The organism is Methanosarcina sp. UBA411 (assembly GCF_002495725.1).
GTDB lineage: Archaea > Halobacteriota > Methanosarcinia > Methanosarcinales > Methanosarcinaceae > Methanosarcina.
The window spans coordinates 306,838-326,158 of the sequence record NZ_DAGK01000031.1; the positions used below are offsets into that span (position 1 = coordinate 306,838).

The 19,321-nt window shown below is 40.4% G+C and carries 14 protein-coding genes; 9 read left to right on the forward strand and 5 right to left on the reverse strand.

All coding sequences use genetic code 11. From position 1 onward, the window contains the following. Positions 1-359 precede the first annotated feature (359 nt). Both BP861_RS12475 and hisS read right to left on the reverse strand, forming a co-directional pair. Positions 360-866: a rhodanese-like domain-containing protein gene (locus BP861_RS12475; RefSeq protein WP_292375994.1), complete on the reverse strand. Its 507-nt coding sequence runs from the start codon at positions 864-866 to the stop codon at positions 360-362. Positions 867-1,311: 445 nt separating this feature from the next. Further along, positions 1,312-2,541: a histidine--tRNA ligase gene (hisS, locus tag BP861_RS12480; RefSeq protein WP_292375996.1), complete on the reverse strand. Its 1,230-nt coding sequence runs from the start codon at positions 2,539-2,541 to the stop codon at positions 1,312-1,314. Between the two features lie 338 nt (positions 2,542-2,879). Between hisS and cobD the strand changes: the two genes are divergently transcribed. The 9 genes from cobD (at position 2,880) to BP861_RS12525 (ending at position 15,192) form a co-directional block, all read left to right on the forward strand. Beyond that, positions 2,880-4,370: a threonine-phosphate decarboxylase CobD gene (gene cobD, locus BP861_RS12485; protein ID WP_292375997.1), complete on the forward strand. Its 1,491-nt coding sequence runs from the start codon at positions 2,880-2,882 to the stop codon at positions 4,368-4,370. Further along, positions 4,367-5,353 carry a cobalamin biosynthesis protein gene (locus tag BP861_RS12490; RefSeq protein ID WP_292375999.1) on the forward strand — a complete coding sequence of 329 codons (987 nt, stop codon included), beginning with the start codon at positions 4,367-4,369 and terminating at the stop codon, positions 5,351-5,353. The genes cobD and BP861_RS12490 overlap by 4 nt, the downstream gene beginning before the upstream one ends. 140 nt (positions 5,354-5,493) lie before the next feature. Beyond that, positions 5,494-6,036 carry an alpha-ribazole phosphatase CobZ gene (cobZ, locus tag BP861_RS12495; protein ID WP_292376000.1) on the forward strand — a complete coding sequence of 181 codons (543 nt, stop codon included), beginning with the start codon at positions 5,494-5,496 and terminating at the stop codon, positions 6,034-6,036. Between the two features lie 34 nt (positions 6,037-6,070). Then, a complete protein-coding gene (gene cobS, locus BP861_RS12500) occupies positions 6,071-6,913 on the forward strand; it encodes an adenosylcobinamide-GDP ribazoletransferase (RefSeq protein ID WP_292376002.1) in 843 nt (280 codons plus the stop codon). Further along, positions 6,898-7,509: an NTP transferase domain-containing protein gene (locus BP861_RS12505; protein WP_292376004.1), complete on the forward strand. Its 612-nt coding sequence runs from the start codon at positions 6,898-6,900 to the stop codon at positions 7,507-7,509. The genes cobS and BP861_RS12505 overlap by 16 nt, the downstream gene beginning before the upstream one ends. Before the next feature lie 42 nt (positions 7,510-7,551). Continuing rightward, positions 7,552-8,262 (forward strand): ABC transporter ATP-binding protein, encoded by a 711-nt coding sequence (locus tag BP861_RS12510; RefSeq protein ID WP_292376006.1) that lies wholly within the window; start codon positions 7,552-7,554, stop codon positions 8,260-8,262. A 3-nt stretch (positions 8,263-8,265) separates the two neighbouring features. Further along, positions 8,266-9,228: a SufB/SufD family protein gene (locus tag BP861_RS12515; RefSeq protein WP_292376007.1), complete on the forward strand. Its 963-nt coding sequence runs from the start codon at positions 8,266-8,268 to the stop codon at positions 9,226-9,228. Between the two features lie 124 nt (positions 9,229-9,352). Beyond that, positions 9,353-9,727: a hypothetical protein gene (locus tag BP861_RS12520; RefSeq protein ID WP_349681021.1), complete on the forward strand. Its 375-nt coding sequence runs from the start codon at positions 9,353-9,355 to the stop codon at positions 9,725-9,727. Between the two features lie 542 nt (positions 9,728-10,269). Further along, on the forward strand, positions 10,270-15,192 hold the full coding sequence (locus BP861_RS12525; protein ID WP_292376009.1) for a PKD domain-containing protein: 4,923 nt from the start codon (positions 10,270-10,272) through the stop codon (positions 15,190-15,192). Between the two features lie 188 nt (positions 15,193-15,380). Here BP861_RS12525 and BP861_RS12530 read toward each other — a convergent pair whose 3' ends face one another. The 3 genes from BP861_RS12530 to BP861_RS12540 all read right to left on the reverse strand — a co-directional run bounded on the left by BP861_RS12530 (position 15,381) and on the right by BP861_RS12540 (position 19,252). Further along, a complete protein-coding gene (locus BP861_RS12530) occupies positions 15,381-16,064 on the reverse strand; it encodes a DUF5591 domain-containing protein (RefSeq protein ID WP_292376011.1) in 684 nt (227 codons plus the stop codon). 1,185 nt (positions 16,065-17,249) lie between these two features. Next, positions 17,250-17,417, reverse strand: a complete 168-nt coding sequence (locus BP861_RS12535; RefSeq protein ID WP_292376013.1) for a hypothetical protein — start codon at positions 17,415-17,417, stop codon at positions 17,250-17,252. A gap of 653 nt (positions 17,418-18,070) precedes the next feature. After that, on the reverse strand, positions 18,071-19,252 hold the full coding sequence (locus BP861_RS12540; protein ID WP_292376015.1) for an aminotransferase class I/II-fold pyridoxal phosphate-dependent enzyme: 1,182 nt from the start codon (positions 19,250-19,252) through the stop codon (positions 18,071-18,073). Positions 19,253-19,321: the final 69 nt, after the last annotated feature.

Below are 19,321 nucleotides of genomic sequence, written 5' to 3' on the forward strand. Positions count from 1 at the left end.
AAGTAAGTAATTACTTACATACAGTTAAAGATGTTGTTATGTACAATATCTCGAAAATCTGCTGAAAGTAAAAATCGAAATATGAAAAATTCGCTGTACTATTATTTATTTACCGTACTATTATTTTCAGCAATTTACGCCATAAAATGTTAATTATATTAATAAATAGGGAAAAACAATATGGTTTAACGTTATTGAGTTTCTAGTTCAATCACGTGAGTCCTAAATGTAAAATATAGGCTCTGTAGAAATCCTCTATTCAATCACTGAGATTTAACTTTGTACCTTGGTATAAGTATTTAGAAATTCCTAAATAAGATGATTTCTACAAAAGCTGGGAATATGCATATATTATTTCTTTACGGATAATGAGGATAATTAGCTGACCATTTTGCAGAATCAATTACAACTGGATATCCTTCATTTACCCATGCTGTGAGACCGCCTTGAATGTTATATACTCTCTTGTAACCGGCATCTGCTATCATTTGGCTTGCAATGCCACCCCGTTTCCCGGAATAGCAGTAAACAACTATTTTTGTGTTTTTGTCTTTTGGCAGTTCTTTCATTCGATTAGGCAATAGCTTATCGTCGGACAAATTAACAGGATCATGTGCCGGTACATTTTTTAAAGGTATTAATGTCGCTCCTTCAATGTGAGAATAATTATACTCTGCAGGCGTGCGAACGTCCAGAAGGAATACGTCTTTATTTTCGAGTATGTTTTTAGCTTGACAAGCCGTAACATTCTGATATGCATCTGGAACAGTACAACCAATTTTGGGTGCTGCTCCTGCAATACCCGGAGCAATTATGAGAAGCGCAATAAAGATTGCAGCAAAACCTGACAAATATTGTTTATTCAAGTCTATCCCTCCACTAATACAATTTTGTACCCCTTTAAATTTAAGGGAAAATTTTAGGCCTTAAAAATATTTAGAAAATAACACATTACAGAGCGTTTTATTTCTATAAATACCACTAAATTAAATCTCCCCTTAAAAATACGTTTTAATTTAGCTTAAAATTTGAGTTTATTTCTTTAAAAATTTATAAAACTTAGTTAAGATGCCTAATAACGGACTCTAATGAAGTTTTTGAAACCACAGTTTATCTCAATAAACAAAGGTTATAAATGGAAATTACTTACGTAGATATTAAACTTTCGTTTACGATCCAGTAAGAATATAGGTTAATGCTATCGATTTCTCAGTCCAAGCACATAGGTCATATGATAATTAAAAAATTAAAATGGGAACAATTACAAAAGATTTGAAAAAAAATAGAAAGCGAGTTGTCTTAATCCCGCATTTAACAAACCTTCTCGATAATCTCTTCCAGCGTCAGAAGTTCCTGTTCTCCTGAAACCATATCTCTCAGAGTCAGTTTTCCGACTTCGAGTTCTTTTTCCCCGACTATGACCACGTAGTCAGCGTTGATGGTATTTGCATAGGAGAGCTGGGCTTTGAAATTGCGCTCCATGATGTCTACATGGACTGGCACGTATTTTCTCAATTCATTGGCAAAACCTATCGCTTCCAGATGGACATCGGGTTTCGAGATCAACATAAGGGTTTTAGGGGCAGGCGGAGTAAGAGGGCAGATTTCCATAATCCGATCAAAGCCTATCCCGAAGCCAGTTGAAGGCACGTCTCCGCCTCCGAAAAGCTGGATAAGCTGGTAAGAGCCGCCTCCACAGACCTGCTTCTGGGCGCCGAGGCCCTCAGCATAGACCTCAAAAACCATGCCTGTGTAGTAGTCAAGCCCGCGGGCGATTCCGAAGTCAAGGGAGTAATCGACTCCGTATGCGTCGAGAAGCTTGAGGGTCTTTTCAAAGCTTACAAGCTCAGGGATATTTCCTACGATTTTTATTACCTCGGGGAGGATATGCTTGCCTTCAAGCTTAATCAGGTGGAAAAGGTCAGATTTGAGCTGCTCTTCGGCTCCGATTTCTTCAAGCAGGGCTTCAAGACCTGCATACTCTTTCTTGTCCACAAGCCGCATGACCTTGCTCACTATTTCGGGTTCAAGTCCGCTCAAAAGCGTGCGTATGACTGCAAGATTTCCTAGCTTCATATCGCCCTTTACTCCGACAGCTTTTAACATGGCAGCGGCAAGGGCAATAACCTCGGCATCGGAATCGGATTTTCCGCTTCCTATAAGTTCAACCCCGAACTGCCAGAATTCCCTGAAACGACCTTTCTGGGGGCGCTCATAACGGAAACAGTTTTCGAAGTAGAATAATTTTAAAGGCTTAGGAAATGGCTGAAGTTCGTTCACATACAGGCGCATGACAGGAGCGGTAAGTTCAGGCCTGAGGGTCATTTCCCTGCCACCTTTGTCCGTAAAGTTGTAGAGTTCCCCTATGATTCCTTCCCCTGACTTCAGGGTGAAAAGATCCAGATGTTCAAACGTGGGCGTAATGATTTCACTGTAGCCCCATTTGCGGGCAACATCTCGCATAATACTTTCCACGTATCTTCTCCGGGCAGTATCGGCAGGTAAAAAGTCCCGGGTCCCTCTTGGTCTATTGACTGTCATTTTTAAATGCACCTGATAATCTCAAATTTAAAACAACTATTTTAAGGTATGATATAAAATAATTATTTTAAGGCATAATTTGGAGCTTTTTAGCGCTTCTGGATTGTACTAGTTAAAAGCAAGCTATTTTACTTTTTCGATGCTATCTAAAACCAGCAGGAAATAGAAGCTTTAGAGACAGGATTAATATAGTTAGTCTGTAAAATAAAGTAGAATGGATTCCGAAAACCAAAGTTTTCGCAATCAAACAATTGTAAAGCAAATAAAGGCAAGTTTACGTTGAATAATATAATAAGCAGATTAATATACATGATTTACACTAAATATTTGCGATCACCGTGTCCGAGCAAAGAAGTGTACCTTTAAGGAAACATCTACTGGACCTGAAACCCTGCAGGCATGGAGGGCTGATTCAGGAAACATCTGAGACTTATGGGATTCCTGAAAGCGAAATTCTTGACTTCAGTGCAAACTTTAATCCTCTGGGAAACCCCTTTGAGCATCCGGAAACCGGATTGAACTTTGACGAGATTCTTAAAACCGGTTTTAAAAAACTTACAGAATATCCTGATAATAGATATCCTGAGTTTCGAGAGGCGGCTGCAAAGTTCGTAGGACTTGGAGTAAGCCCACAAAATATAATTCCTGGTAACGGCTCAACGGAAATAATCAGGCTTGTAGTGGAATGTGTAGTTGAGAAAGGAGATATTGTCCTTCTGCCCTGGCCCACTTTTGGAGAATACGAGATGCAGTGCCGGATTATGGGAGCAGAACCACAGTATCCAAGCCAGGATGAAGTCGATACGCTTCCTGACGAGCTTCTGGAAAAAGCAAAAATTCTGTTTATTTGCAACCCCAATAACCCGACCGGAAAACTCCGTACTCGAGAAGAAATTAAAACCCTTGCAGAACGCTGCACTAAGCACAAAACCCTCCTCTTCATAGATGAGGCTTTTATTGAGCTCTCTGATCCTACACAAAGCGTTGCAGACCTTGCAGCAAGCAATAATTACGTTTTTGTCATGCGTTCCCTTACAAAGGACTTTGCAATCCCGGGAATCAGGATGGGTTTTGGAATAGCTTCCCCTGAAGTGGCTGAAATCCTGGATACTGCCAGGCTTTCCTGGAACTTAGGAACTTTGGCAAACGCTGTCGGGACTGCTCTTCTTAATGTTGAAGGCGGAATTGAAAACCCGTACCTGAAAAAAGCAAGGGATATGATCAAGGAAGAAGGAGAGAAGTTTAAAGCCAAACTCGACAGGATCAGGGGTTTTAAAGCCGGGGAAGTGAATGTAAACTTTATCTTAGTCAATATCAGCAAATTCATGCTTGATTCAACGGAATTAACTGCACGTCTGGCAGCACGTGGAGTACTTATAAGGGACTGTTCTTCCCTCCATGGCCTTGGAAAGGATTACATAAGGCTTGCAGTTCGGACTGCAGAAGAAAATGACAGGCTGATTGCTGCAATCGGGGATGTAATTACCCAATGGGGCAAAGAACAGGCAAAACAAGAGCTCCAGAATGTGATTGAAAAAGCCTCTGAAGAAGGCATAGGAGGTAGGAAAACCTGTGAATACTATCCCTGTCACTTTGAAGGCCAGAACTGTACCTTCTGCTTCTGTCCGTTCTATCCCTGTGAAGACGAGCGCACAGGAGGAAAATGGATCCAGAGCTCAAGAGGCGGAAAAGTCTGGAGCTGTGTTGACTGTCATTTGGTTCACAATACGGAAACCGCGCAGAAGATCCTTGACTGCCTTATGCAGGAAGGAGATACGGACGAACTTGTGAAAGTCGCCTGGAAGAAAGTAATGGAGCCTATCCTATGATCGTGCCGGACAGCGGGCACCTTGCCCTTGTGCTTTTGCTAGCAGCCGCTATAGATATATTTTTTGGGGAGCCGCCTGCTGCCGTACACCCTGTTGTGTGGATAGGAAAATTAATTAATGTTTTTAAAAATGCGGCTCCTCAAACCCACAGGAAAGCCTACGGAGTTGCAATGGCTCTCTGCTGTGTCTTTTTCGCAGCTTTGCTGGGGTACTCCGTGCTTTACATTGCTGCCCTTCCGGGAATTCCCAGGGTGCTTGCCCTTCTTCTCGAAGCTTATTTCCTGAAAGCCACTTTTGCTGTTAACTGCCTGCTCAGCCCTGCAAGGGAAATTTACGGGCATCTTGAAGCAAACAGGCTTGATAAAGTTCGGGAACTGCTCCCGATATACGTAAGCCGGAACACTTCCAAACTTACCAGAATCCAGATGTCTTCCGCAGTTATTGAATCCGTATCAGAAAACTATGTTGACGGCATCCTAAGTCCCATTTTCTATTATACCCTTTTCGGAGAATTCGGGCTTGTGGCGGCATATGCATTTAAAGCCATAAGTACCTTGGATTCAATGGTTGGGTACAAAACCGAACCCTACAGGGAACTCGGATACTTCTCAGCGAAATCCGATGATGTACTGAATTGGATTCCTGCCCGCATCTCCGTTATATTCATTCTTGCGGCAGCCTTCACAGTGAGTCTGCTCTCGAAAAAACAGGGAAAAACATCCCCCTTCAACAGCATAAAGAGTGCTCTTGAAGATGGAATGAAAACTCCGTCCCCTAATTCCGGCTATCCCATGGCAGCTACTGCAGGAGCGCTCGGAGTCAAACTCGAAAAACCTGGTACTTATATACTTGGGGCCTTATATCCCCCGACCGAAGTAAAAGATATAAAAAGGGTATCCCAATTAATAGCAGTTGCTTCAGGCTTCTCGCTTGCTGCCTGTGCTGCAGTAATTCAATTAGCAGGGACGCACCTGCACCCATGACCCTTTCTTTACCTGCCAGAAGCCCGGTTCCTGAGATAATCCGAATTCTAAGGAAACCGGGACTCTGTGAAAAGTCGGCTTATAATGTTAAAGATTTTCAAAAATTAATAGAACCGTTTTAACAACCCCGAAGTGATCATATGAAGTTATCCGATATTGAGGAAAGAGACCTTAAAAAAGGGCAGCCTGAGAAAGTAGAAGAAAAAGCTACAGTCGACATCCTCGATGTCCTTGCTGAAGAAGGCATCAGTGTTCAGGACCTTGCTGATACTGCTCTGGAAATGTATGTCCCCCATCCAGGGATTGAGACCAGTGAGAAAGCCGATGCTTTATTTAAAAGGGAACTCAAGTACGCACTTTCGGATCCAAACCTCTGCCTTCTGATCTATTCCGGAATCCTGCTGGAGAGAGAAGGAAGGGCAGGAACCCTTCCGAATCTCAGCAAAAGTTCCTATGAAAAGGACCTTACTTTTATAATTGCGGATGAAGTGCTCGGTACAAGTATTGCAACCTATATCAGCGGCTCCAAGGGCGCTTTTGAGTTTGTCAGGTTTGATAAACAAAAGCCTGGAATACTTGCAAAGCTCGGGCCTTTTATGGATGACGTGATCGGAGGTCTTATAGGAGGCGTGTCTTCCAATATGTATTCAAGAGGAATGGCAGAATTTGTAGGGAAGGACTGAAAGACAGAAAGGATTGAAAAACAGGCGGTTCACAATGAATTCATATTTGCTTGCTTTTAAATCGGGGTTTGGCTTCCTGTCCACGATCCCTGTGGGGATCAGCATGGAAGGAATTGACGAACTCATGAAGAAAATCTATTTTTATCCCGTTGTTGGAGCCGTACTTGGGCTTCTGATAGGGGCAGTTGCATACATAGGACAGGTAATATTTCCCGGGCCTGTACTTGCAGCCCTTATCATGGGATTCATATATTATCTTACTGGCTTTAACCACCTCGATGGAGTCACGGACATAGGGGACGGTTTTATGGCCCATGGGTCTATTGAGAAGAAGATCAAGGCCCTAAAAGATACAACCATCGGGACAGGAGGCGTGTCCTTCTGCATTCTGTTGTTACTTACTCTATACAGTTCTATAAGGGCAGTCCAGGAAGGAGGCTCCGCTGTTTTCGGGGCGAACCTTCCGGTTTTAATGTTTGCATCAATGTTTATTGCAGAGGTCAGTGCAAAGCAGTCCATGCTAACTATCGCGGCCTTTGGAAAGCCTATACCTCCACAGGAAAAACAGGCCTATCCTGGCCTGGGAGCCATGACTATAAGCGGGGCAACCAGAAAGAATTTCCTGATAGGACTTGTATTCGGAGCCATTGTTTGCTTTCTGCCTTTCGGGTGGATAGGACTGTTGCCTTATCTGGGAGCCTGTATCTCGGCTCTGGTAATTCTTAACCGAAGCTATGCCCATTTCGGAGGCTTAAATGGCGACGGAATAGGTACTGCTAACGAAATTGGTCGGGTAACTGCGCTCATTGTTCTCGCAGTTCTCCTGAAACTTTCATTTAACGGATATATGGGAGGTTTAAAATGGACGCTATTGTAATGGCAGGGGGATTCGGACAGAGGCTTGGGATGGGGGAAAAGCCTTGTGTAGAGTTACTTGGAAAACCGCTTATAGCCTACGTGATAGATACCCTCAGGGCCTCAAAGAATATAGACAGGGTTTTTGTAGCGGTCTCTCCTGTTACCCCCAAGACCGAAATTATGATCCAGGAACGCTACAAAGGAGAAGTCCGCGTAATCAGGACGTTTGGCGGAAATTATGTAGGGGATATGATCCATGCGGTTGAAACTGCGGAAACAGTTGGCCCTGTAATGATTATTATGTCAGACCTTCCCTTGATAAACCCTGAGCTGATCGATTCGGTAATAGAAAAATATAAAGAAGAAGGAAAGCCGGCACTTTCGGTTTATGTTCCTATCAATATCTGCAAAGGAGCCGGAATCAGGCCGGATACGGTCTTTAACAAGGATGGGAAGCTGATAGTACCTGCCGGAGTTAATATTCTGGACAGTTCTCAAATCCGACAAGAACAGGAAGACTTTAATCTGATACTTGATAATCCCGAACTAGCAATAAATGTAAATACCGTAAAGGATTTGCAGCACTGCAAGGATCTGCTGCAGGGCAAAAACTAAAAAATTATAGAGGTGTCGTAGATTCTATCTTTAAAAAACCTGGTGCTGAGCCGTGATGGGAAGAAAATCCTACGAGGGGTTAATCTTGAGGTCGGCGACCGGGAAATTCACAGCATTATCGGTGCAAATGGTGCAGGAAAAAGTACCCTTGCCTACACCCTGATGGGACTCCAGGGTTATGAACACGAAGAAGGCAGCCTCATCTTTGATGGGGAAGATATTACAAAACTTTCAATAACCGAACGCGCAAGAAAGGGCATTACCCTTGCCTGGCAGGAACCAGCCCGTTTTGAAGGGCTCAAGGTCAGAGATTACCTGGCAATCGGGGCAAAAAATAAAGGAGGCATTACTGAAGAGGACCTGAAAGATGCCCTGAAGAAAGTCGACCTTAAACCCGAAAAATACCTTGATAGGGAAGTTGGCGAGGCGCTCAGCGGAGGCGAAAGAAAACGCATAGAACTTGCTTCTATAATTACAATGAAACCGAAGCTTGCAATTCTTGATGAACCAGACTCCGGAATTGATGTTGTTTCCCTAAAGGAAATCGTAAACCTGATCCAGACTTTCAAGGAAAACGGCTCCTCGGTACTTGTAATTACCCATCGGAAAGAAATTGCAGCCGCTTCCGATAAAGCATCCCTTATGTGTGAAGGGGTTATCCTCAGAAGCGGAGACCCTCTGGAAATCAGTGAATTTTTCAAAAACAGGTGCATACCGTGTGACAGCAGAGTATCCCCACCAAAGGCGGCCTGAAAAATGACTCAAATAACTATTAATACGCTTTCCAATGAAATTGAAAGTATGGATGCAGCTTATTCGGCAGCCGGGGGAGATGCTGCAGTCCTGCATCAGCACGAACTTGCAAGCCTTGTGATTAGCGGAAATAAGGTACTCAATGCGAATGGGACAGAAGGAATCGTGCTAGAAACCCAGGAGACCAAACATGGAGTGGATGTTAAAATGACCATCAAAAAAGGGTACAAGATTCCACTTCCTGTCCACCTTTGCTTTGGGCTTATTCCTGAAGACGGACTCCAAGAAATAAATATGAATTTCGTGGCCGAAGAAGACTCGGCTGTTGAACTCATTGCCCATTGTACATTTCCTAATGCCGTAAAGATTATTCATAGAATGGACGCTCAGATGCATATAGGAAAAAACGCCTCATTAAAGTATATAGAAACCCACTTTCACGGCCCCCATGGAGGAATTCAGGTGGTTCCGAGGGCCCATATAAAGATAGAGGAAGGAGGCAGTTACTGTACTAATTTCTCTCTGGTTTCGGGTAGGGTAGGTTATCTGGAGTTTGATTACAGCGTAGATGCCGAGAAAGACTCCGTCTGTGAGATGGTTACCAAGGTTTATGGGAAAAAAGACGATAAAATAAAAGTCATAGAAAAAGTATCCCTTAATGGGGAAAATGCCAGAAGCGTAATCAAAAGCCGATTAGCCATTACCGATAACGCAGAATCAGAGTTCAGGGGAATTACCGAAGGCCATGCCCCAAGAGCAAGAGGTCATGTAGACTGCATGGAGGTTATCCAGGGCAATGCAAAAGCCGAAGCTATCCCCATTGTACGGGTCGATAATCCTCTTGCCAAGGTAACCCACGAGGCTGCAATCGGGTGTGTGGACAAAAAAGAAGTTGAAACCCTCATGGCTCGCGGTCTTGAAGAAGACGACGCTATTGACACTATAGTAAAGGGAATGCTGGCTTGAAGCCTTTTTATTCCCTTTTACAAAGAGTAGGTAGAATTACCGCTTCAGTATCATTCAGGGAAATTCAGAGAATACTGACAACTTACCCTAAAGCCTGTATAGGGAAACTTAATCTGAACAAGAGGTGAAAAGCATAATTGGCGAAATTATTATCCTCGAAAAAAAGTATTCCGAAAAAAACCTGCAACTTATTACAGGGAGAAAAGATATATCCTCACACTATCAGGATATTCCTGAAGAGATGCTGCTTTTAAGCGAAGTTATAGAAGATCCCCTCAAACTCCCTTACCTGCTGGAAACTTTCTATACCGCACCTATTAAGAACGAAAAAGCCTTTCATTTCGCCCTCGTGAGAGTACAAGTAGATTCTGACCTCAGAATGCATGAGGATATCCAGAAATACCAGCAAAGGAAATATGTAGCAGAAACTCTGGAAAAGCTGCTCTACGGAGAACTCATGCTTTCTGTAGGAGAGACCGTAAGCATTGAAAATGATTGATTTATTGTATCTGTCTTCTTATAGTTCTTATAGTAAAATCTTCCTAATATCTTCGAATTTTTCCTTGTTTTTATACTGAAATTTAATTCTGTTTGGTCTCATCAATTAACGGTGTCTCCTATAACAAAGATTTTTTCTCTAGGAATTTTTCATTCAGAAGGTATTTTTGAGGAAGAGTAATATTAAAAAATAAATATATATATTAAAAAAAGAACATATATTTATTAAACCGGCTAATAAAAGAAAGATTATTATCCATTAATTTACAACTATTCAATAATGTTTTGTGATTTTCTCTTCACATCGTCGTTTTTATAGCCGTACCTTGTTGCAGTAACCAATGTAATCTAAAAAACTATGACTTCAACGAATTGTTATATTACCTTACGAAAACTGGTCAAGTTTTAAGGTTCTTTGAAGTTTTCAATAAATTTAAAAATACATATACTCAGGGATCTTAAATGAAAGGAACGAATTGTAATAGAAGATTTAGGGGTCAGATCTTCAATAAAATTTTGGGAATAATAGCACTTACTTTTTTAATGTTGGTGAGCATCGCAGGTGCCTCACCATTTGCATACATTACAAACGCAGAGAGTGATGATATCTCTGTAATTGACACAGCCACAAACAAAGTTACAGCCACGATATCTGTAGGGTCCAATCCTATAGGAGTTGTAATTGATCCCAATGGAACAAAGATATACGTGGTAAATGCTTACAGCAACGATGTATTTATAATTGACACGGCAACAAATAAAATTACAGCCACAGTGCCTGTAGGCAGTTCTCCTCAAGGAATTGCAGTCAGCCCTAATGGAACGAAAGTATATGTGGCAAATCATAACAGCAATAATGTTTCTGTAATTGACACCAGTGCAAATACTGTTGTAAGTACGCTGAACACAGGAAAATACCCTGAAGGAGTAGCGGTAAGTCCAGATGGTAAAAAGATATATGTTACAAATTATGGAGATAATACTGTCTCAATAATTGACACTGCCACAAAAGCTGTTATAGCTACGGTATCCGTAGGAAAAAGTCCAAAGGAAATTGCGGTCACACCAGATGGAACAAGGGTGTACGTAGTGAACTCCGACAGTAAGAGTATATCTGTAGTTGACACGGCAACAAACAGTGTAACAAACACAGTGAAGGTTGGGGGAGGAGTTCCTTTTGGAGTTGCAGTCAATCCAGATGGAAAAAAAGTATATGTGACTAATAACGATGAATATTTCAGCACTGTCTCGGTAATTGACACGGCAACAAATGAAGTTACAGCCACAATACCTGTAGGATCAAATCCTATGGGAGTTGCAGTCACACCGGACGGAAAAAAAGTATATGTCGCGATCAACTTCTATAATACTGTATCTGTAATTGACACTACGACTAACACTGTTACAGCCACAGTGCGCGTAGGAAACAGCCCTTATGCTTCTGGCCAGTTTATAGGTTCTATCCCGGTACAACCATCTTATCCTTCAGCGAACTTCAGCAGCGATATCACATCAGATTATATTTTTCCTTCTGTACCTGTCCAGTTTACAGATCTCTCAAAGAATGCAATCAAATGGGTTTGGGACTTTGGAGATGGGTCTGGTTCAACAAAGCAGAATCCCACGCATACCTATTCTTCAGCAGGAATCTATACTGTTAGCCTGACAGTAAGCAATTCAAATGGCACAGATTCAAAGTTGGCTACAGTAAATGTTGTACCAAAAGGCTCTCCTGCACCTTCATACGCATTTATTACGAATCTCAACAGCAATACTGTTTCTGTAATTAACACAGGAAACAACAATGTTACAGCCACGGTACCTGTAGGAACCAATCCTATGGGAGTTGCAGTCAGCCCGGATGGAGCAAGGACATATGTGACTAATACCAAGTACGGCGACCGTGGGACTGTCTCGGTAATTGACACGGCAATAAACAAGGTTACAGCTACCGTGGATATAGGATATAAATACAGTCCCTGTGGAATTGCAATCACCCAAGATGGGAAAAAACTCTATGTGGCGGATCGTGATGTTAAAGGTGTCTCTGTAATTGATACATCTACAAACACTGTTACAGCCACAGTGCCTGTAGGAACTAATCCATTAGGGGTTGCAATCATACCGGATGGAACGAAAGTATATGTGACGAACCGTTATAGCAACAATGTTTCTGTAATTGATACCACCACTAACACCGTTATAGCGACTGTGAAGGTTGAACTTGGCCCTTGTGGGGTGGTTACAGGTAACCAGAATGGAACAGAACTATATGTGGCAAATTGCGAAAGTAACACGATTTCTGTAATTAATACGAGTTCAAACACTGTTACCTCCACAGTACCTGTAGGAAAATGGCCCATGGGAATTGCAGTCAGCCCGGACGGAGAAGTAGTATATGTGGCAAATGAAGGCAGTAACGATGTCTCGGTAATTGACACAGAAACAAAAACTGTTATAGCTACTGTAAAAGTCGGAAAAAATCCATACGGAATTTCAGTCACACCGGATGGAACAAGGGCATATGTAGCGAACTCCGGCGACAACGATAATCTCGGAAAAACTGTTTCGGTAATTGACACAGCCACAAACAAGGTTACAGCCACGGTAAATACAGGTTTCAGTCCTGTTGCTTTCGGTCAATTTATTAGTCCTCTCCCAGCACAACCAGTTTATCCTATTGCAAACTTTAGCAGCAACCTCACATTCGGTTATGCTCCTCTTTCGGTCCAGTTTACGGATTTATCGAAGGATGCAGATGAGTGGGACTGGAACTTTGGAGATAAATCCAGTTCAACACAGCAGAATTCAGTACACACTTATTCTAGTGCAGGGAATTACAATGTAACGCTTAAAGTAAACAATGCAAACGGCACTGATTTGAGATTCGCCACAGTAACTGTTCTACCGCACCCAGGATTTTCTGCATCCCCTACTTCAGGAGAAACCCCACTTAGCGTTAGTTTTACTGACCAGAGTATAGGATCTCCGACCTCATGGAACTGGACTTTTGGAGATGGAACTTATTCAACGGAAAAAAATCCTATGCATATATATAAAAAATCGGGAAAATACTCTGTTACATTGGTATTAAACGAAACAGGGAACAGTAGTACAGTAACTAAATCCAGCTATATTATTGCTTCAAATGAGTATGAAGCCCCCGTTGCTGCTTTTTCTGCATCTCCAGCTTCAGGAAAAGCGCCTCATACCGTTACTTTTACTGACCAGAGTACAGGATCACCAACATCATGGAAATGGAATTTTGGAGACGGAGCTTATTCAACCGGGAAGAACCCTGTACATACGTATAGTAAACCAGGATTATATTCTGTTACATTAACAGCAAGTAACGAGGACGGCAGCAATAGATTAACAAAATCCAGCTATATCATAGTTTCAAGCATTCTAAATGCTCCTGCCACCAACTTCTCTGCGTCACCTACATCAGGAAAAGTGCCTCTTGCAGTTGGTTTCACAGACCAGAGCACAGGGTCACCAACGTCATGGAAATGGAATTTTGGAGATGGAAGTAATTCGACAGATAAAAATCCGGTACATATATACAATAAGTCAGGACTTTATTCTGTAACATTGACAGCAAGTAATGAAAAAGGTAGTAATGCGTTAACAAAATCCGGCTATATTGCTGTCTCAGGAGTTTTAAATACTCCTACTACCAGCTTCTCTGCATCTCCTACTTCAGGAAAAGTCCCACTAACTGTTGATTTTACAGACCAGATCACAGGATTGCCAACGTCATGGAAATGGAATTTTGGAGATGGAAGTAATTCAACAGATAAAAATCCGGTACACACATACAATGAATCAGGGCTATATGCAGTTAAATTGACAGCAGGTAATGCAAACGGCAGTGATGCGTTGACAAAAACCAGCTATATTGCTGTCTCAGGCGTTTTAAATACTTCTGCTACCAGCTTCACTGCATCTCCTACTTCAGGAAAAGCGCCTCTTAATGTTAGTTTTACTGACCAAAGCACAGGATCGCCAATGTTATGGAAATGGACTTTTGGAGATGGAAGTAATTCGACAGAAAAGAATCCAGTGCACACATACAATAAATCAGGAAATTATACTGTTGCTTTGACGACAACTAATGCGGGAGGCAGTGATAAGGTGCAAAAGTCAAGGTATATAAATGTAATTTCTGAAAACGGCAGTGTGGTATCGAATCCAGATTATATCATCCCTGCCACTGCCTTTTCAGGAACTCCAACTGTAGGGAGTATGCCTCTGACTGTTAGTTTTACTGACCAGAGCACAGGATCACCAACTGCATGGAGATGGACTTTTGGAGATGGAAGTAATTCAACAGATAAAAATCCGGTACATAAATACAGTAAGTCAGGACTATATTCTGTTGCATTGACAGCAAGTAATGCAAACGGCAGTGATGCGTTGACAAAAACCAGCTATATTTATGTGTCAAATACTTTAGCTGCTCCTGTTACAAGTTTCTCTGCATCCCCTACTTCAGGAAGCATGCCTCTAACTGTTAGTTTTACGGATCAGAGCACAGAGTTACCAATTGCATGGAGATGGACTTTTGGAGATGGAAACACTTCAACAGAAAAAAATCCGGTACATAAATACAATAAATCAGGGCGATACACGGTTACATTGACAGCGAGTAATGCAAATGGCAGTGATGTATTGACAAAATCCAGCAACATTGTTGTTTCAAGCGTTTTAGCTGCTCCTGTTACAAGTTTCTCCGCATCATCAACTTCAGGAAAAGCCCCACTAACTGTTGATTTTACAGATCAGAGCACAGGATTGCCAACATCATGGAAATGGACTTTTGGAGATGGAAATAATTCAACAGAAAAGAATCCGGTACATAAATACAATAAATCAGGACTATATTCTGTTACATTGACAGCAAGTAATGCAAATGGCAGTAATGCATTGACAAAAAAGAGCTATATTGCTGTCTCAGGAGTTTTAAACACTCCTGCTACCAGCTTTTCTGCGTCCTCTACATCGGGAAAAGTGCCTCTTAATGTTAGTTTTACTGACCAGAGCACAGGATCACCAACTGCGTGGACATGGACTTTTGGAGATGGGAACACTTCAACAGAAAAGAATCCAGTACACACATACAATAAATCAGGACTATACTCTGTTACATTGACAGCAAGTAATGCAAACGGCAGTAATGTGTTGACGAAAACCGGCTATATTGCGGTTTCAAACTCCCTTGTAGCTTCTTTTACCGCATTTCCGATATCGGGGCCTGCACCGCTTAATGTCAGTTTTACTGACAACAGCACCGGATCACCAACTTCATGGAAATGGGCATTTGGAGATGGAAATAATTCAACAGAAGAGAATCTTGTATATGTATACAATGAGACAGGACGATATACTGTTAGTTTAACCGTAGATAATCCAGAAAGCAGCAGTACTGAAACTAGGTCCAGATATATAGTAGTTAATAAATAAGATCTTAAATCGAAAAAAGGCTTTGTAGAAACCTCTCTATCAAGCTTCAAGAGGTAATAATCGACAAAAAGATGTTATGATATGAGTTTAAGTTAATAGAGATTAGCTGTTCCTGTGGATTTCTACAAAGCCAAAAAGAGTGGAACTTAAGCGCTATTTGATTAAAAAAGAGAAACTAGAGTTAAATTTTAAAGGAGATACCAGTCAGTATCATCAACCGATAAACTTTCTTTAAGTCCTACTTTTCTCCTTGGGAGCTTAAGAGCATCCGTAATTGCGTCTGAAAAGTCCTGAAGGTATTCTTTTGAGGAGAGGCTGTTATAGATAAAAGGCTTATCTGGCTGGATCATTTTCTGAATTGTTGATTCCCTGGGCACGATGTCAACTTTTATGTCAACCATTTCCACGGCTTTTTCCATCGCAGTTCGGAAATCCCCTATACAGTAAGCGATTCTGTGTTTGTAATTATCCCTTGTCTTTTCAAGATAAGCGGCAAGTCTTTCGCTTTCCATTTTTATGAAATCTCGTTTAATCTTTGCCACATTGCATTTGCCCATCATAAAACTGTAATGCATGAAAGGATATTGCGTATCAAGTTCCCTGGGAGTAATTCCACAGGTTCCGAAGGTTACTATATGTACATCCTCAGGTTTTACAATCCCGAAGATCACCCTGTCGAATTTTTTATGGGAAGGGCTTTCATGATAGGGTTTTCTTTTGGCGCAGGGAACAAAAATACAGAGTTCCCTATAAGGAGCTTCATACTCATTAAGTACCCATTCATTAGCCCTTATCATATCCGGGTGATAAATTACCCTATCAGTGTCAAGAGGTTCTTTAGAGCGCTCTTCCTCAGGAATAATTGGTTTCATAGACTTCACTAATTGAGCCTGGAAATTGTATATATAATTAACTGAATCGGCAGCCTCAGAAGTCATAGGTTTGAGAAATATTTCAAAAATGAATCAAACAAAAAAGGAGTTAATCGAGATAATGGACGGTAAAAATAAGTTTCCTCATTAAAATAATCGTTCTCGTCCCAAAAACAAATCATGAGTAGAATCAAACAAAAAAATTTAATAAATAAAGTTTATGTTGAAAAAATGATTATCTTTGGTCAAAATATAGATCAAAGTGAAATCTTAACGAGTTCACTTGAAAGATAAAATCTAACTTTTAGATAGGATAATAATAGAACCTCAAGAAAAACAATCGGATTTTCAAAGAAATTTAGAACACTTACAACCAAATGAGACTTTATTGCATCCATTTTAACTTTTATAGGTATCGTAGAGAGGTTAAAAAAGGAATAGAACGTAGAAATTCAAGAAAAAAGACACAGAAGATCTGGAATTACGAAAAAGAAACAAATATTAAAAGAATTACTACGTTGTAAATATATTAAAATATCAGTTAATTAATGGAGGAGAACTAATTTTTTGTTTACAGAATAAAGGCTATAATTGCACATATAAAACTATATCCACAAAGTGCCAATATAAAGTTTAAAAAGGGTAATTAATTGGAAAATATACTAGATATTGTTGATGGTTCACCTGTCGATTTTGAAATACTTTACATTTCAAAATTACCAAAATTTAATATACTTACTAACAGATTTAACAATTACAATAATTATACTTATTATAGCAATTATGGTAAAAATATAAGCAACGGTACCTATAAAAGTACTTAAATTTGTCAACAAATTAGTACACATTGGGAAAATATAATAAAATAGTGTAATAAATAGTAATATCATTAAAAATATCATTGTTAAAAAATCCCTCGATATTTTTAGCGACATTACTATCCCCCTTTAAAATATTTAAGACACTGTTACAGTGGAACTATCATTATCCCATGCAGGAAGGCCACTAGCTACCTCTTGTTCATGGTCATATGCATAGAAGTTGAAGCTTCCTGTATTATCATATTTAACTTTAACCTTCATAGTTTCTGTATAAAGGCATAGCTACTACTTGTTGAAAGGTTGTATACATAGTCTGGACTCAAGCCATCATATACATTTATGTATTTAGCTGGTAATGGTATTCTTAAATAATAATAGTAAATCCGTCTGGAAGAGCATAATTGTCAACAACAAGATTGACAGTTCCTTCAGATCCTTTAGTATACAAGTACTTGTCTGGATAAATATCCACACTTGCTTCTACAATAATCGAATTTATTATTGCAGGAGCATGACCATCAGACGAAAGCAATGGATTTGAAGAATAAGATTTTGTCTTTATTAATTTTTATCAATATTATATATTTTTGCTTTATATGTATTATCTAATTTATCAACGTTCACAGTATAGAAAATTGTAGAATTGTTTGATGTTTCATCAAAGTAGCGCTATTTGAATCTGGATGATTGCTAAATATAATCTCCTTACTGCCAACAGTATACTTTTCGTTTGCTTCTTTTATATTATTAGATGTTGCGCTTACTACTGACAAAAAATATACTTACCAGTAGATTGAAAAAAGCATCATTCTTATACCAAGTCTTTTATTCGTTATCATACTTATTTACTCCTTGTATAGTGGAGTTCAGATAACTTTGGAAAGTATAACCAACTCCAAGAATAAATTAAAACTAAAAATTTATGAAATTTTTGTATAGTAATATAGAAATCCTATAACTTTAATTTATTTTTCGAAAGTTTAAGTACTATTTTATATTTATTTGATTTCATACATTAGATTTGAATATTACAATTTTAATGACTTACTAAGTTGTAAGTACATTAAAATGTCAACTAATTACAACGGAGCACAAAAGGTTTAGAAAACAAAATTTAGAAAATAAGGTTTAGAAAATAAAGTTTAATAAAAAAATTTAAAAGATGTCCGAGAAACTCGGTTAAGTTTACTGCTTTAACCCATCCACAAAGTCTTCCATTCTCTCCAATGCCTTTTTAATATCATTTACGGATGCGGCATAAGAACAGCGTAGGAACCCTTCGCCTGACTCCCCAAAAACGTCTCCGGGAATTGTAACAACTTTCTTTTCATCCAGAAGGCGCTCCGCAAACTCCGAGGAAGAAAGACCGGTATTTCCTATATAAGGGAAGGCGTAAAATGCCCCTTTAGGGTTACAGCATTCGAGTCCTATCCTGTTAAAGCCCCTGACAATAAGGTGTCTGCGCCGGTCATATTCCCTGACCATCCTCTCCATTTCCTCTTTACCATGACGGAGTGCTTCGATTGCTCCAATTTGAGCCGTTGTGGGAGCACACATCATGCAGTACTGATGGATCATCATCATTGAATGTATAATCTCAGGAGAGCCCATTGCAAAACCAAGCCTTAGTCCTGTCATTGCATAAGCCTTTGAGAACCCGTTGAGCATGACAGTCCGTTCTTTCATGCCATCAAGGGAAGAGAACGGAACATGCTTGCCTCCATAGGTTAGACACTCATAAACTTCATCCGAGATAACAAACAGATCATTCTCCACAACAAGGTCGGCAATACCCTCGAGGTCTTCCTGTTCCATGATCGCTCCTGTAGGGTTGTTAGGGAAGTTAAGAATTATTGCTTTCGTCTTGTCAGTGATTGCAGGTTTGAGAGCTTCTGCAGTCAGGCTAAATTCATCGTCCCTGTGGGTGGAAACGATAACTGGCTTGCCTCCTGCAAGAACAACCGAAGGCATATATGCCACGTAAGAGGGCTGGACGATAATAACCTCATCACCAGGATTAACCACGGTCCTTACTGCTATATCCAGAGCTTCACTCACACCTGTTGTGATGAGTATCTCGGATGAAGGATCATAGTCCAGACCGTAACGTCTGTAATAGGTTCTGGTAAGCTCGTCTCTTAGTTCCGGAAGCCCGTAGTTTGAGGTATATGAAGTTTGCCCTTTTTCCAGAGAATGAATACACATCTCACGGATGTGCCATGGAGTAATAAAGTCAGGCTCTCCTACACCAAGGGAGATTACATCCTCAAGCCCGGAAACCAGATCAAAAAAACGGCGTATTCCTGAAGGGGGAATTTCTTTCACAGCGTCGGCAACAAACTTAGAAGGATTGCATGAAGGTCTCAAGCAAAACACCCTGTAAAAACCATATAAGTTTTATAAAATGTAAAATTGAATAGGGAGATCAGAATTTGA

Excerpts from the sequence above, each read along its gene's own strand:
- hisS (WP_292375996.1), bottom strand. The coding sequence starts at position 2,541 with ATGACAGTCAATAGACCAAGAGGGACCCGGGACTTTTTACCTGCCGAT.
- BP861_RS12490 (WP_292375999.1), top strand. The coding sequence starts at position 4,367 with ATGATCGTGCCGGACAGCGGGCACCTTGCCCTTGTGCTTTTGCTAGCA.
- cobZ (WP_292376000.1), top strand. The coding sequence starts at position 5,494 with ATGAAGTTATCCGATATTGAGGAAAGAGACCTTAAAAAAGGGCAGCCT.
- cobS (WP_292376002.1), top strand. The coding sequence starts at position 6,071 with ATGAATTCATATTTGCTTGCTTTTAAATCGGGGTTTGGCTTCCTGTCC.
- BP861_RS12505 (WP_292376004.1), top strand. The coding sequence starts at position 6,898 with ATGGACGCTATTGTAATGGCAGGGGGATTCGGACAGAGGCTTGGGATG.
- BP861_RS12515 (WP_292376007.1), top strand. The coding sequence starts at position 8,266 with ATGACTCAAATAACTATTAATACGCTTTCCAATGAAATTGAAAGTATG.
- BP861_RS12525 (WP_292376009.1), top strand. The coding sequence starts at position 10,270 with ATGTTGGTGAGCATCGCAGGTGCCTCACCATTTGCATACATTACAAAC.
- BP861_RS12530 (WP_292376011.1), bottom strand. The coding sequence starts at position 16,064 with ATGAAACCAATTATTCCTGAGGAAGAGCGCTCTAAAGAACCTCTTGAC.